The sequence below is a fragment of the Lentzea sp. DG1S-22 genome (genome assembly GCF_036321065.1).
GTDB classification, from domain to species: domain Bacteria; phylum Actinomycetota; class Actinomycetes; order Mycobacteriales; family Pseudonocardiaceae; genus Lentzea; species Lentzea jiangxiensis.
Map to the genome: position 1 here is coordinate 8469106 of NZ_CP143276.1, position 14073 is coordinate 8483178.

Consider the following 14073-nt stretch of genomic DNA (forward strand, 5'->3'; position numbering starts at 1 on the left):
TACCGGTCCGGGAAGTCCGTCACACGGCCGTGTCGGACTTCAGGAACGGCCCGACCCGCTTGCGCGCGATCAGCACGCAGACCGCGAAGGTGATGACCGCGCCCGCGACCGCCTGCGGCACCGTGTAGGCCCGCCCGTCGAACGCGGAGCCGGTCGGCGGCAGGATGATCGCGATGACCGCCGAGGCCACCATGGCGATCAATCGGAACTTGGGCCCGACCACCGCCGTGGCCAGCGGGATCGCCGCCCACAGCACGTACCAGGGCTGCAGCACCGGCCCCAGCACCAGGATCGCGCCGAGCGCAGCGCCCAGGCCGTTCATCGCCTTGATCCGGCCCTTGAAGCTGCGCCACAGCAGCATGACGGTGATCAAGATCGAGATGCCCTGCCCCAGCAGCCGGGTCAGCGAGATCATCGCCTCGGTGTGGTTGCCGAGGCCGAGCAGGATGCCGGTGCCGGCCCCCAGGAACCCCAGCGCCGTCGGCGGCGACATCCACGACTTCACGGTGGAGGCGACGTTCAGCGTCTCCACCCAGCCGAACCCGAACCCGGTGCCGAGGCAGATCACCACCACCCCCGCCGCGGCGATCACCGCCATGATCCCGGCCACCAGCGCGAGGTGCTTGACCTGACCGCCGAGCTTGCGCGCCACCAGCACGCCGAGGAACCCGAGCGCGGCCATCGCGGGGATCTTCACCATCGCGCCGCACACGATGACCCCGGAGCCCAGCACGATCCACGACCACTTCAGCGGTTCCAGCCCGCGCATCGCGAGCTCCAGGCCGACCAGCATGAGGCCGAGCGCGAGTCCGTCGTTGTGCACGCCGATGACGATGTGGAACAGCACCAGCGGGTTCAGCGCGCCCAGCCACAGCGCGCCGACCGGCGGCACCCCGAACCGCGCCGCGAGCCGCGGGAGCGCCCACACGATCATCACCAGGCCGCACAGCACCAGCAGCCGGTGCACGAACACGCCGGACACCACGTGGTCCCCGGTCAGCATCGCGGTCAGCCGCCCGAACGCGAGGAACAGCGGCCCGTACGGCGCCGGCGTCTCCCGCCAGATGTTCGGCACACCGCGCGTCAGCACGTGGTCGACGCCCAGCGCCGTCGCCGGACCCAGCTCGTACGGGTCCTGCCCGCGCGCCGCGATCTCGCTCTGCGCGAGGTAGGAGTACACGTCGCGGGAGAACATCGGCACGCAGAAGACCAGCGGAACGGTCCACATCAGCAGCGTGCGGTCCATCTGGCCGCGTGAGATGAGGCGCGGCCTGCCCGGACGCACGAACCGGCCGAGCGCGAGCCAGGCCGACACGATCATGAAGATGCCGGTCCAGACGACCCCCATCGCGACGCTGGGCATCCTCGAGAAGAGTCCGAGGACGGGCACGCCGTAGAGCGGCGAGTAGATGGGTGCGGCGCCACCGCCGAGCGACCCCACGGTCAGCAGGAGGGCGCCGATCGTGCCCCAGCGGCGCACGATGTCCAGCTGGCGACGTTCCCGCACGTTCAGGAGGTCGCTCTCCGGAGTCACGGCTCCGCCGTTGGTGGACATGGGGGCAGCGTATCCAGCCACGTTCAGCCGTGAGTCAGGTCACCCTGTGACCGCGATCTTTGCGACCTCCGGCGAAATACGCAACACTGGTGTTGTGAAAAACGCCGAGACCCACCTTGACGCCGTGCCGCAGCACGACGGCAAGACTCGGCGTGCCGTAGCCAGGCTCCTCCTGGAGCAGGGCCCGGTCACCGCGGCGGCCGTCGCGGAGGAACTGGGCATCAGCCCCACGGCCGTGCGTCGTCACATAGACGCGCTGCTCGCGGACGGCGAGGCGATCACCAGGGACGCACCCCGGCAGACCCAACGCGGCCGTGGCCGTCCCGCGAAGCTCTTCCTGCTGACCGACGCCGGACGCGCCCGGTTCGGCCACGCCTACGACGACCTCGCGGTCGCCGCGATCAGGTTCCTCGCCCAAACAGGCGGGGAAGAGGCTGTGCGCGCTTTTGCGCGAAGTCGTGTCGACGCACTGGTGGACCGGCACCGTTCAGCGATCGTGGCCCAGGTCACGCCCGCCGAACGGGCGAAGGCCCTCGCAGCCGCGTTGACCAGGGAGGGTTACGCTTCATCGGCGCGGAACGTCGGGGTGGGCGAGCAGTTGTGCCAGCACCACTGCCCGGTCGCCCACGTTGCCGCCGAGTTCCCCCAGCTGTGCGAGACCGAGACGGAGACGTTCGCGAACCTCCTCGGTACCCACGTGCAGCGCCTCGCGACGATCGCCCGCGGCCACGCCGTGTGCACGACGCACATCCCGAACGTTCAACGGATCCCAGATGATGGAGGGGAGCCCGCATGACTGCCGCTGCCGAGCAGCGCACGCCCACCACGGTGCAGTCTCCGCTCACGCAGGAAGAGACCATCGCGTCTCTCGGCAACTACGAGTTCGGCTGGGCCGACTCGGACGTCGCCGGCGCGAGCGCCCGCCGAGGCCTCAGCGAGGATGTCGTCCGCGACATCTCGGCGAAGAAGGACGAGCCCGAGTGGATGCTCGAGTACCGGTTGAAGGCGCTCAAGCTCTTCGACCTCAAGCCGATGCCGAACTGGGGCGCTGACCTCTCTGGGATCGACTTCGACTCGATCAAGTACTTCGTGCGTTCGACCGAGAAGCAGGCCACCTCCTGGGAGGACCTGCCCGAGGACATCAAGAACACCTACGACCGCCTGGGCATCCCGGAGGCGGAGAAGCAGCGCCTCGTCGCCGGCGTCGCCGCCCAGTACGAGTCCGAGGTCGTCTACCACCAGATCCGTGAGGACCTGGAGGAGAAGGGTGTCCTCTTCCTGGACACCGACACGGCCCTCAAGGAGCAGCCGGAGCTCTTCAAGGAGTACTTCGGCTCCGTCATCCCGGCGGGTGACAACAAGTTCTCGGCGCTGAACGCCGCGACGTGGTCCGGTGGCTCGTTCATCTACGTGCCGAAGGGCGTGCACGTGGACATCCCGCTGCAGGCCTACTTCCGGATCAACACCGAGAACATGGGCCAGTTCGAGCGCACGCTGATCATCGTCGACGAGGGTGCCTACGTGCACTACGTCGAGGGCTGCACGGCGCCGATCTACTCCTCGGACTCGCTGCACTCGGCCGTGGTCGAGATCATCGTGAAGAAGGGCGGCCGCTGCCGCTACACGACGATCCAGAACTGGTCGAACAACGTCTACAACCTGGTCACCAAGCGCGCCAAGGCCGAAGAGGGCGCGACCATGGAGTGGGTCGACGGCAACATCGGCTCCAAGGTGACCATGAAGTACCCGGCCGTCTTCCTGATGGGCGAGCACGCCAAGGGCGAGGTCCTCTCGATCGCGTTCGCGGGCGAGGGCCAGCACCAGGACGCCGGCGCCAAGATGGTCCACATGGCCCCGCACACCTCCTCGACCATCGTGTCGAAGTCGGTGGCGCGCGGCGGTGGCCGCACGTCCTACCGCGGCCTGGTCCAGGTCAACAAGCGGGCGCACCACTCGAAGTCCACGGTGAAGTGCGACGCGCTGCTGGTCGACACCATCAGCCGCTCGGACACCTACCCGTACGTCGACGTCCGCGAGGACGACGTCGCGATGGGCCACGAGGCCACGGTCTCGAAGGTCTCCGAGGACCAGCTGTTCTACCTGATGTCGCGCGGCCTGAACGAGGACGAGGCCATGGCGATGATCGTGCGCGGGTTCGTCGAGCCCATCGCGCGCGAGCTCCCCATGGAGTACGCCCTCGAGCTCAACCGCCTGATCGAACTGCAGATGGAAGGGGCCGTCGGCTGACATGGCCGCCCTGTCGACTCAACCTCACTCCCACGGCGCTGTCGTCCCGGTCGCCTCGCGCGCGGAGCACTTCACGTCCTACGACGTGGACGCGTTCGAGGTCCCGGGCGGCCGTGAGGAGATCTGGCGCTTCACGCCTCTCAAGCGTCTGGCCGGTCTGCACTCCGGCGCTGCGGCAACGGGTACCGCTGCCGTCGAGGTGAACGCCGCCGCCGGTGTCACCGTCGAGACGGTCGGTCGTGACGACGACCGCCTCGGCAAGGCCGGCGTTCCCGGTGACCGCGTCGCGGCGCAGGCCTACTCCTCGTTCGAGCAGGCCACGATCGTGACGCTGCCCGGCGACGCGAAGACCGAGCCGACCACCGTCACGGTGACCGGCGCGGGCACCGGAACCGTTGCCTACGGCCACATCCAGATCAAGGCCTCGCAGTTCGCCGAGGGCACCGTGATCCTGGACTTCCGCGGCTCCGGCGCGTACGCGGACAACGTCGAGTTCCTCGTCGCGGACGGCGCTCACCTCACGGTGATCACCATCCACGACTGGGCCGACGACGCCGTGCACGTTTCGCAGCACCACGTGAAGCTCGGTCGCGACGCGACCATCAAGCACACCGTGGTCACGCTCGGCGGCGACGTCGTGCGCGTGACGCCGGTCGTGCAGTACGCCGGTCGCGGTGGTGACGCGGAGCTGTTCGGTCTGTACTTCGCGGACGCGGGCCAGCACCAGGAGCACCGGCCGTTCATCGACCACGGGCAGCCCAACTGCCGCAGCAACGTCGTCTACAAGGGCGCGCTGCAGGGCGAGGGCGCGCACGCGGTGTGGATCGGTGACGTGCTCATCCGTGTCGCTGCCGAGGGCACCGAGACGTTCGAGCTGAACCGGAACCTGATCCTGACCGACGGCGCGCGTGCCGACTCGGTGCCGAACCTGGAGATCGAGACCGGCGAGATCGAGGGCGCGGGCCACGCCAGCGCCACCGGCCGGTTCGACGACGAGCAGCTGTTCTACCTGCAGGCGCGCGGCATCCCGGAGGACCAGGCACGGCGTCTCGTCGTGCGCGGCTTCTTCCAGGAGCTGATCGCGAAGATCGCCGTCCCCGAGGTGCGCGAGCGCCTCGAGGCCGCCATCGAGGCAGAGCTCGAGGCGGTCGGCGCGTGATCAAGGTGTGTGCACTGTCCGAACTGGACAACCGCAAGCCGTTCGCCGCCACCGTGGACGACGTGGACGTCGTCCTGGTGCGCGACGGCGAGCGGGTGCACGCGCTCGCGGATCTGTGCTCGCACGCCGCGGTGTCGCTGAGCGAGGGCGAGGTCTCCCGCAAGGGGATCGAGTGCTGGTTGCACGGGTCGTGCTTCGACCTGGAGACCGGCAAGCCCTCGTCGCCGCCCGCCAGTGAACCGGTCGACGTCTACGCCGTCGACATCCGTGACGGCGACGTGTTCGTCGACGTCACCGTCACCACGAACTGACTTCTAGCTACACCACCAGGAGAACGGCAAGTCATGGCCACCCTTGAGATCAAGGACCTGCACGTCTCGGTCGTCAGCGAGGACGCTCCCAAGGAGATCCTCAAGGGCGTCGACCTGACGATCAAGGCCGGCGAGACGCACGCCATCATGGGCCCCAACGGCTCCGGCAAGTCCACGCTGTCCTACGCGATCGCCGGACACCCGAAGTACACGATCACCTCGGGCTCCGTCACGCTCGACGGTGAGGACGTCCTCGAGATGTCCGTCGACGAGCGCGCCCGCGCGGGCCTCTTCCTCGCCATGCAGTACCCGGTCGAGGTCCCCGGCGTCTCGATGTCGAACTTCCTGCGCACCGCCGCCACCGCCGTCCGCGGCGAGGCCCCGGCCCTGCGCCACTGGGTCAAGGAGGTCAAGGGCGCGATGGCCGACCTCGACATCGACCCGGCGTTCGCCGAGCGTTCGGTGAACGAGGGCTTCTCCGGCGGTGAGAAGAAGCGCCACGAGATCCTGCAGCTGGGCCTGCTCCAGCCGAAGGTCGCGATCCTCGACGAGACCGACTCCGGCCTGGACGTCGACGCGCTGCGCGTCGTGTCCGAGGGCGTCAACCGCTACAAGGCCTCCGGTGAGGTCGGCGTCATGCTGATCACGCACTACACCCGGATCCTCAAGTACATCCAGCCCGACTTCGTGCACGTCTTCGCGAACGGCCGCATCGTCGAGTCCGGCGGCCGCGAGCTCGCCGACCAGCTCGAGTCCGAGGGTTACGTGAAGTACACCGGCAAGACGGAAGCCGCGGCCCTTTCCTGACGTTGCAGGTGTTGAGAGGAGGCGCTGTGACCACCACCGCAGCACCATTGGACGTAGCCGCTCTCCGAGCGGACTTCCCGATCCTGTCCCGCACCGTTCGTGACGGGAAGCGCCTGGTCTACCTGGACTCCGGCGCCACCTCGCAACGCCCGACGCAGGTCCTGGACGCGGAGAAGGCATTCCTGCAGACCGCCAACGCGGCGGTCCACCGGGGTGCCCACCAGCTGGCGGAGGAAGCGACCGACGCGTACGAGGGTGCGCGTCAGCGCATCGCGGACTTCGTCGGCGCCGACTTCGGCGAGCTGGTGTTCACCAAGAACGCCACCGAGGGCTTCAACCTCGTGGCGTACGCGATGGGCAACGCCGCGACCTCGGGCCCCGAGGCCGCGCGCTTCCGGATCGGCCCCGGCGACGAGATCGTCGTGACCGAGATGGAGCACCACGCGAACCTCGTTCCGTGGCAGCAGCTCGCCGCCCGGACCGGCGCGACGCTGAAGTGGTTCCGGCTGACCCCCGACGGCCGCCTCGACCTGTCCGATGTGGACAGCGTGATCACCCCCCGGGCGAAGGTCGTGGCGTTCACGCACCAGTCCAACGTGACCGGCGTGGTCAACCCGGTCGACGTGCTCGTCGCGGCCGCGCGGAAGGTCGGCGCGCTGACCGTGCTGGACGCCTGCCAGTCCGTTCCGCACAGCCCGGTCGACTTCCACCGGCTCGGCGTGGACTTCGCGTCGTTCTCCGGCCACAAGATGCTCGGCCCGTCCGGCATCGGTGTCCTCTACGGACGCCGTGAGCTGCTGGAGGCGTTGCCCCCCTTCATCACCGGCGGTTCGATGATCGAACTGGTGAAGATGGAGGGCTCGACGTTCGCCCCGCCGCCGCAGCGCTTCGAGGCCGGTTCGCCCATGACGTCCCAGGCCGTCGGCCTGGGTGCCGCGGTCGACTACTTGAGCGTCGTGGGCATGGAGCGCATCCACGCGCACGAGCACGCGCTGACCGTGGCGGCGCTGGAAGGACTGTCGGCTGTTCCCGGTGTTCGCCTGATCGGCCCGCAGGACGCTGTGGACCGCGGCGGCGCCGTGCCGTTCGAGATCGAGGGCGTCCACCCGCACGACGCCGGCCAGGTGCTCGACAGCCTGGGCATCGCCGTGCGCGTCGGCCACCACTGCGCGTGGCCGTTGCACCGCTGCCTGAACGCCCAGTCGTCGGTGCGCGCGACGTTCTACCTGTACAACACGCTGGACGAGGTCGACGCACTGGTCGACGGCGTCCGCGAGGCGCAGAAGTTCTTCGGGGTGGCCTGAGATGCAGCTCCAGCAGATGTACCAGGAGATCATCCTGGACCACTACAAGAACCCGCACGGCCGAGGCCTGCGCGACCCGTTCGACGCGGAGTCGTTCCAGGTCAACCCGACCTGCGGCGACGAGGTGACACTGCGGGTCAAGCTCGACGGCGAGATCGTCTCCGACGTCTCCTACGACGGCCAGGGCTGTTCGATCAGCCAGGCCTCGACGTCGGTGTTGACCGACCTCGTCGTGGGGAAGCCCTTGGGCGAGGCGTTCGAGAAGATGGACGCGTTCGTCGAGCTGATGCAGAGCCGCGGTCAGATCGAGCCCGACGAGGACGTCCTCGAGGACGGCATCGCCTTCGCCGGCGTCTCGAAGTACCCGGCGCGCGTGAAGTGCGCGCTGCTGGGCTGGATGGCCTTCAAAGACGCAGTAGCACGAAGCCAGGGAGCAGCATGAGCACCGAAGAAGTCGTCCGGGGAGCCGAAGGCATGCCGGTCTTCGAGCCCAAGGCTGACGTCGCCGCGCTGGACGACGTGGAAGAAGCGATGCGCGACGTCGTGGACCCGGAGCTGGGCATCAACGTCGTCGACCTCGGCCTCGTCTACGACATCCACGTCGACGACAAGAACGTCGCCACCATCGACATGACGCTCACGTCGGCGGCCTGCCCGCTGACCGACGTCATCGAGGACCAGACCCGCGCGGCCCTGACCGGCGGCGCGGGCGGCGGTCTCGTGTCGGACTTCCGCATCAACTGGGTGTGGATGCCGCCGTGGGGCCCGGAGAAGATCACCGACGACGGCCGCGAGCAGCTGCGGGCGCTCGGCTTCACCGTCTGACCGGATTCTCTTCGAACGGCGCGCACCCCACGGGGTGCGCGCCGTTCGTCGTTCAGAGCAGGTCGAGGAACGCCGCCGCCCACATCCCGGAGGGCTCGTACCCCGATCCCGGACGTGTACCCGTCATGGACACCTGCGAAACAGCGATCCACCATCTGGAACACCGCGTGAACCTCATTCAAATGCGTTGCACGCCCACGCCGCCGTCGCATAGCTTGGTCCCATCGCAACCGACAGAGATCAACCGGAGGAAGACATGCTTGCCAAGGCTCAGCTCGCGGGATGGCGAATTCTCGCCCTCATCGCCGGCGGTCTGCTGGCGGTGGCGTGGGGCTCCACGCCATGACCTGATCCCCAGGTCATGACCTCGGAGCCGCCCACGGGAAACCCTGGGCGGTTTTCTTTTTGCCCACCACCGATGCCGACGAGCTTCGGAAGCGGAACTGCCTCCAAAACAGTTTCCCGAGGGTTCGACTCCTTCCGTCGGTGCGGCACGAAATGAATCAACACATGCGATCGTGGTGAACTCGGCGGACACGTCGGTCTTCCAAACCGAAGAAGAGGATTCGATGCCCTCCGATCGCTCTCGTGCGGGTCTGGCCCAACAGGGAGAGGCACATGGTTGAGGGCCGTGCCAGTCGGGGTTCGACTTCCCCGGATCCGCACCACGCCCCGGTAGCCCAACGGAAGAGGCAACGCGCTCAGAACGCGTTCAGTGCAGGTTCGAATCCTGCCCAGGGCACTGCAACACAAGAAGGGGGACGCGCCGGCGCGCAGGTGATCCTTGCAAGGTCGCCCTGGAGGGTTCGACACCCTCGTCTTCCACTCCCGTCCCGTAGCTCAGCCCGGTGAGAGCGTCCGTCTGATGCGCGGCAGGTCCCAGGTTCAAGTCCTGGCGGGACGACCAACGTAGAAAGAACGGGTGGACCACAGCAGCAGCAGCAGCAGAGCGCTCGCCGCGGCCGGCGCGTTGTTCTTCGACGAGGCGGGCCGCGTCCTGCTCGTCGAGCCCACCTACAAGCCGTACTGGGAGATTCCCGGCGGCGCGGTCGAACGCGGCGAGACGCCGTCGCAGGCCTGCCGCCGCGAGGTCGAGGAAGAGCTCGGCCTGGTCAGGGAACCCGGCCGGCTCCTCGTCGTCGACTGGGCTCCGCGCGACGGCGAGGACCGCGTCCTGTTCGTGTTCGAAGGCGGCCTGATCACCGCCGACGACCACATCGTCCTGCGGGCGGAAGAGCTGAAGGCCTGCGAGTTCGTGACCCCCGCCGAAGCGGCGCGCCGCCTGGTCCCCAGGCTCGCGCGCCGGGTGGGACAAGCGTTGCGAGCGCGGGAATCAGGCGAGACCCGCTACCTCGAACGCGGCGTTCAGACGTGGACCCGTTCCGCGAACGACGCCGGTCCGCGGCCTCGACGAGACCCGTGACCTCGTCCACCCGCCGGTCACACCGGGGCGGTCTGCGCGACCAGGAACCCCACCACGTCGTCCAGCCGCCCCCGGCGCGCGAACGCCCTGCGCTGCCTCGCCGCCCCCGTGCCGTCGAGCAGCAACCGGTCGATCCCCGCCGTCACCCTCTCGTAGTCGCCGGCGAACTCCAGCGCCGGCCGGATCCACCGCAGCAACGACGCGACGATCGAGGACGCGGGCGACGGCGCCCCCGTCACCGGGTCGATGCCGAAGCCTTCCAGGCCGTCCCGCGCGGCACGCCACATCGCGACCTTCACCAGGTGCGGCGGCAGTTTCGGCGGCACAGCACCGGAACTCAGCGCCGTGGAGGCGATCCCCCGCACCAGCGCGGCCATCAGCACCGCTTCCTCCACCGTCGGCGCGACGTCCGAGACGCGCAGCTCGAGCGTGGGGTGGCGGGCGGAGAGCCGGACGTCCCAGTAGAGCATCCCGGCGTCGATCGCCGCGCCGCTCGCGACGATCTCCTCCCGTGCCGCGTAGTACTCGGCCGCGTTGTCGAAGTGCGGCGGCGCACCCGAAGTGGGCCAACGGTTCCACACCACGTACCGCCAGCTCGCGTACCCCGTGTCGCCGTCGAGCCAGTACGGCGAGTTCGCGCCCAGCGCCAGCAACGTCGGCAACCACTGCCGCAGGTGGTTGCTCACGAAGATCTTCGACTCGTCGTCGGGCAGCCCGACGTGCACGTGGCAGCCGCAGATCGCGAGGTCGTTGGTGAGCGCGCCCATCTCCTGCGCCATCCGGTGGTAGCGCGGGGAGTTCGTCAGCGGCGTCGGCATCGTGAGGCCCAGCACCGGGGTCCCGGTCGCCGCCAGCCTCGCGTCGTGGCCCGCCGCCCGTTCGATCAACGCCCGCCGCGCCCGCGCCAGCTGGTCGCTCAGCACACCCATGTCCGTGCAGATGCCGCTCGCCGATTCCACCTGGTACTGCGCGATTTCCGGCTGCAGGTCGACCTCGTAGCGGTCCGCTCCGGCGAGAACGTCCTCGGCGCGGTTGGCCAGATGGCCCGTCGACGCTTCGACGAGGACGAATTCCTCTTCCACCCCAACGGTGAGGAGGCCGTCCGTGCTCGTCCGTTGCGCGGGAACCGATTGAGTTCTGCTGCCGACCTGCACGCCGAACCTCCTGTGCGCTGAGTAGCACACCCGATGCTATGAGTGATCAGTGCGCCGCACAGGAGGCGTTCGGTTGTATCTGTTAACCCACCGCACGTTGCGGGACACCACGCAGCACATCGCGTCGTTCGCTGCCCGGCCGTCCCATGACCCAGCTGGACCCGGCAAGAGACTTCGCGTGTTCCTTCACTGGCGCCAACAACCGCGACACCTCGCGATACGACCCCACTGACCCCGGGGCACAGATAAGGGTCGCAAGAGAGAGGGTCACATGTCGTCCCTCTGCCGTGTACGCCTTGTCGAGCAAACGAGCACTCAGCGGCACCGTCTCGTCGAGCCCGGCGAGCAGCAGGAAGTCGTCACCACCGACGTGCCCGACCTGCACACCGGGGAACGCGTGCGCGAGGTCCGCCAGGTCGTAGCCGATCTCGCGGATCAGGTCGTCGCCCGCCGCGAACCCCACCGTGTCGTTGACCAGCTTGAACCTGTCCACGTCCAGCCACGAGACCGCGAAGATCTCGCCGAGCCCGATCCGGCGGTCCACCTCCTCCGAGAGGGCGTCGCTGCCCGGCAGCCGGGTGAGCGGGCTCAACGCGGCCGCCTGCTCCACCTTGAGTTCGGCCACACCGCGCACAACGTCCGCCACGCGCACAACGCCCATGCACCGCTCGTTGTGGTCTACGACGATGAGGTCGTCGTTCGTGCGCTCACGGTTCGCACCGGCCACCACGTCGAGCAGGTCCAGCGCCGACGACTCGGTACCGATGACGTGCGGCTTGTCCGCGAGACGCGCCGCCTCCCGCTTGGCGTGCAGCGCGTGCCCGTACGGACCGGTGACCGCCAGCAGGAACCGGTTGCGGTCCACCGACCACTTCGGGCGGCCCTCGTCGTCCAGGAGCACGACCCCCGTGACCGACGGCTGCGACACGAACACCTCGCGCACTTCTTCGCTCGTGGCGCTCTCGGGCAGCACCGTGGCCGGGTGCAGGAACGCCGTGATGCGCGGACCGGTGGTGCTGCGGCGGATCTCGCCCGTCTCCGAGACCGCCTCCGGCACGATGCGGGCGTTCACCGCCGGCCGCCGCTGCGGGGGAGCGAGGAACCTGCCCTGCGCGTACCCCACTCCCAGCTTCCGCAGGTACGTCAGCTCCGCCTCGGTCTCCACGCCCTCGGCCACGACCTGACCGCCCGTGTACTCGCCGAGGTGCACCAGCGACTTCACCAGCGCGCCCCGCGCGGCGTCGTCGGGCAGCGAGCGGACGATCTCGCGGTCGAGCTTGATGAAGTCGGGCGAGGAGCTGGTCAGCAGGCCGAGCGGCACGTCACCCTCGCCCACGCAGTCCAGCGCGATGCGGAAACCGTTGTTGCGCAACGTCTGCATGCCGCGGGCGAGCCGGGCGCGGTTGGCCCGCGAGTACGGCTCGCCGATCTCGACCACGACGCTGTCCGGCGACCGCCCGGCATCCCGCAGAGCACCGTAGAGCGGGCTCATGACCTCGGGCTTGTCCGCCACGGTGATCGCGAGCAGGTTCACGTGCAGCGGCAGCATCAGGTCGAAGTCGGCCGCGGCGCGCACGGCGCGGCACGCGAGCCCGACGTCGGCGTTGGCGAGCAGGCCCGCGCGGAAGGCGGCCTGGAGGAGGTCCTGCACGCTGCCGTCGTGCGGCCGGGCCAGGGCCTCGATCGCGACGACACCCCCGGTGTTCAGGTTGAACAGCGGCTGGAAGGCGAACCTGACGTCATCCAGCAATGCGGGCACGCTCCCGATCGTGCCGGTGCGAACGAGTCGCCTCCAAGGGGGTTCACCAGCTGTTCACGAGGTTGGCGACCTTTTGCCACAACGGTGCTGCGTTCGGTGACACGCCGTTCACGCTGGGAGTTCGCCTAGAGGAGTTTCCACCTGAGGTGGCTTGGCGCGGCCTTGAACAACGCCGTCATGGCCTTCGCGACGCCCTTCACGTCCTCCCGCCCGGACAGGTAGGCGCGCTGGTGGTCCGGGTCGAGCCGGAAGAACACCTCGAAGAAGTCCCGCGTCTCCTCGGCGTCCAGTTCGAGGAGCACCTCGAGCCCGTGCTTGCGCGTCGCGTGCACCAGGCGCGCGCTGGGGGACCAGATGACGCGTTTCGGGTCCTTCTTCGTCTTGATGGCCCGCGCGACCCGTGGGGCGAGCGTGAGAGAGGTGGCGACGCTGTAACCCGTGGCGGGGTGGATGAACCCCGCTGCCGCGCCGAACGCCAGCCCCTCGGCCCTGGGGGCGTCGAGGGGGAAGCGGACGCGTTCTTCTTCGCCGCCAGGCTGGAGCCGGGCGTGCAGGCGTTCGCGCAGGACCTTCAACGACATGCCGGGGCGTCGTGCCAGACAGGTCTCCTCCACGAGGACGCGGTTGCCGCCGAGAGGGACCGTGTAGAGGAACGTGTCACCGTCGCGCCAGTCCATCAACGTCGTCTCAGTGCTGTCCGACTCGATGACGGTGCCCACGGCCGTTTGCTCGGCACGGCCCTTGCGCGCGCCTGTGGCGTTGAACGTGTAGCGCGCTGGTGCCGGCTGCTGGAGAACCTCGACCTCTTCGGGCAGTTCGTGGAGGTTCGCGTTGTCGAGCACCACATAGGTGCGGGGGATGAGGTGCTCCGTGCGCGCATAGGCACGCACGGTCGTGCTCACGGCCTTGGTCGGCGTACCTGCCGGGAGTTCGTCAGCCCACGCGCCGTAAGTCGCCGTGTAGACGCGGTCCGGCTGACGGTCGACTATCGCCGTGTAGAGGCCTTCCTGTGCGCAGGCACGGGCAAGCGCCCTGCCGGCCGGACCTCCACCGATCACCACCACGTCGTACGTCACGACGTCCATGATTGACCTCGCGGCCACGACCTACCTGACAGCAGCCCACGGTGGGCCCACGGACGGTCAGCGCGGCGGTCCCGCGAAGGGACGCAGGTCACGTCAAGTCGTATTGAACGAGGTTCCTGCGGCCGATCCCGTGCCCGTCCCGGACCGCTCCGTGCGGGAAGCGGCCGTGACCAGGCTTTTCTTCGACGCGACTGCCGGTGACCCGGTCTCGGCGTTCGAGACGGCGGCGAACCGCCCACCGGCCTCGCAGCGACGAAAGTGCAGGTCAGCAGCGGTTTCGACGCTTGAGGTACCCCCCGATTTGGAGATCGAAACTGGCCCGTGTACTGTTCTCCAAGTCAGAGCGGAACGGGCCGGGAAACAAGCCGGAACGGAGCTCGACGAAAAACTTCTAAGCCAGACACAGCCCCGGAAGTGACTCTCTTCGGAGATGAGCTGCGGTGT

The 14073-nt window shown here is 68.7% G+C and carries 13 protein-coding genes and 4 tRNA genes; 13 read left to right on the forward strand and 4 right to left on the reverse strand.

The annotated features are described in order from the left end of the window. Positions 1-19: 19 nt before the first annotated feature. The gene (mptB, locus tag V1227_RS40400; RefSeq protein WP_329790318.1) at positions 20-1555 is read right to left on the reverse strand and encodes a polyprenol phosphomannose-dependent alpha 1,6 mannosyltransferase MptB; all 1536 of its coding nucleotides are present in this window, start codon (positions 1553-1555) and stop codon (positions 20-22) included. 94 nt (positions 1556-1649) lie between these two features. Between mptB and V1227_RS40405 the strand changes: the two genes are divergently transcribed. The 13 genes from V1227_RS40405 (at position 1650) to V1227_RS40465 (ending at position 9631) form a co-directional block, all read left to right on the forward strand. Continuing rightward, positions 1650-2351, forward strand: coding sequence for a helix-turn-helix transcriptional regulator (locus V1227_RS40405; RefSeq protein ID WP_245734231.1), 702 nt, complete (start codon positions 1650-1652; stop codon positions 2349-2351). Continuing rightward, the gene (gene sufB / locus V1227_RS40410; RefSeq protein WP_090104917.1) at positions 2348-3802 is read left to right on the forward strand and encodes a Fe-S cluster assembly protein SufB; all 1455 of its coding nucleotides are present in this window, start codon (positions 2348-2350) and stop codon (positions 3800-3802) included. The genes V1227_RS40405 and sufB overlap by 4 nt, the downstream gene beginning before the upstream one ends. Position 3803: 1 nt before the next feature. Then, entirely contained in the window at positions 3804-4961 is a 1158-nt protein-coding gene (sufD, locus tag V1227_RS40415; protein WP_329790319.1) for a Fe-S cluster assembly protein SufD, read from the forward strand. Next, positions 4958-5272, forward strand: a complete 315-nt coding sequence (locus V1227_RS40420; protein ID WP_236221151.1) for a non-heme iron oxygenase ferredoxin subunit — start codon at positions 4958-4960, stop codon at positions 5270-5272. Before sufD ends, V1227_RS40420 begins: the two co-directional genes overlap by 4 nt. Before the next feature lie 33 nt (positions 5273-5305). After that, positions 5306-6079 (forward strand): Fe-S cluster assembly ATPase SufC, encoded by a 774-nt coding sequence (gene sufC, locus V1227_RS40425; RefSeq protein ID WP_329790320.1) that lies wholly within the window; start codon positions 5306-5308, stop codon positions 6077-6079. A 26-nt stretch (positions 6080-6105) separates the two neighbouring features. Continuing rightward, on the forward strand, positions 6106-7383 hold the full coding sequence (locus V1227_RS40430; protein ID WP_329790321.1) for a cysteine desulfurase: 1278 nt from the start codon (positions 6106-6108) through the stop codon (positions 7381-7383). A 1-nt stretch (position 7384) separates the two neighbouring features. Next, positions 7385-7825, forward strand: a complete 441-nt coding sequence (gene sufU, locus V1227_RS40435) for a Fe-S cluster assembly sulfur transfer protein SufU (protein WP_329790322.1) — start codon at positions 7385-7387, stop codon at positions 7823-7825. After that, a complete protein-coding gene (locus tag V1227_RS40440) occupies positions 7822-8208 on the forward strand; it encodes a metal-sulfur cluster assembly factor (protein ID WP_090104908.1) in 387 nt (128 codons plus the stop codon). Before sufU ends, V1227_RS40440 begins: the two co-directional genes overlap by 4 nt. Before the next feature lie 512 nt (positions 8209-8720). After that, positions 8721-8793 (forward strand) — tRNA-Gly (locus V1227_RS40445). A gap of 5 nt (positions 8794-8798) precedes the next feature. Further along, a tRNA-Leu gene (locus V1227_RS40450) sits at positions 8799-8876 on the forward strand. Between the two features lies 1 nt (position 8877). After that, positions 8878-8950, forward strand: a tRNA-Leu gene (locus V1227_RS40455). Positions 8951-9037: 87 nt separating this feature from the next. After that, positions 9038-9115 (forward strand) — tRNA-Ile (locus tag V1227_RS40460). Between the two features lie 15 nt (positions 9116-9130). Beyond that, positions 9131-9631 carry an NUDIX hydrolase gene (locus V1227_RS40465; RefSeq protein WP_329790323.1) on the forward strand — a complete coding sequence of 167 codons (501 nt, stop codon included), beginning with the start codon at positions 9131-9133 and terminating at the stop codon, positions 9629-9631. 17 nt (positions 9632-9648) lie between these two features. Here V1227_RS40465 and V1227_RS40470 read toward each other — a convergent pair whose 3' ends face one another. The 3 genes from V1227_RS40470 to V1227_RS40480 all read right to left on the reverse strand — a co-directional run bounded on the left by V1227_RS40470 (position 9649) and on the right by V1227_RS40480 (position 13629). Next, the gene (locus V1227_RS40470; RefSeq protein ID WP_329790324.1) at positions 9649-10713 is read right to left on the reverse strand and encodes a carboxylate-amine ligase; all 1065 of its coding nucleotides are present in this window, start codon (positions 10711-10713) and stop codon (positions 9649-9651) included. Positions 10714-10867: 154 nt separating this feature from the next. Then, positions 10868-12544 carry a GGDEF domain-containing protein gene (locus V1227_RS40475; RefSeq protein WP_329790325.1) on the reverse strand — a complete coding sequence of 559 codons (1677 nt, stop codon included), beginning with the start codon at positions 12542-12544 and terminating at the stop codon, positions 10868-10870. A gap of 125 nt (positions 12545-12669) precedes the next feature. Beyond that, positions 12670-13629, reverse strand: coding sequence for a lycopene cyclase family protein (locus V1227_RS40480; protein WP_329790326.1), 960 nt, complete (start codon positions 13627-13629; stop codon positions 12670-12672). Positions 13630-14073 lie beyond the last annotated feature (444 nt).

What these genes read in the sequence shown, in the direction of transcription:
- mptB (WP_329790318.1), bottom strand. Translation starts at nt 1,555, where the DNA reads ATGTCCACCAACGGCGGAGCCGTGACTCCGGAGAGCGACCTCCTGAAC.
- sufB (WP_090104917.1), top strand. Translation starts at nt 2,348, where the DNA reads ATGACTGCCGCTGCCGAGCAGCGCACGCCCACCACGGTGCAGTCTCCG.
- sufD (WP_329790319.1), top strand. Translation starts at nt 3,804, where the DNA reads ATGGCCGCCCTGTCGACTCAACCTCACTCCCACGGCGCTGTCGTCCCG.
- sufC (WP_329790320.1), top strand. Translation starts at nt 5,306, where the DNA reads ATGGCCACCCTTGAGATCAAGGACCTGCACGTCTCGGTCGTCAGCGAG.
- sufU (WP_329790322.1), top strand. Translation starts at nt 7,385, where the DNA reads ATGCAGCTCCAGCAGATGTACCAGGAGATCATCCTGGACCACTACAAG.
- V1227_RS40440 (WP_090104908.1), top strand. Translation starts at nt 7,822, where the DNA reads ATGAGCACCGAAGAAGTCGTCCGGGGAGCCGAAGGCATGCCGGTCTTC.
- V1227_RS40480 (WP_329790326.1), bottom strand. Translation starts at nt 13,629, where the DNA reads ATGGACGTCGTGACGTACGACGTGGTGGTGATCGGTGGAGGTCCGGCC.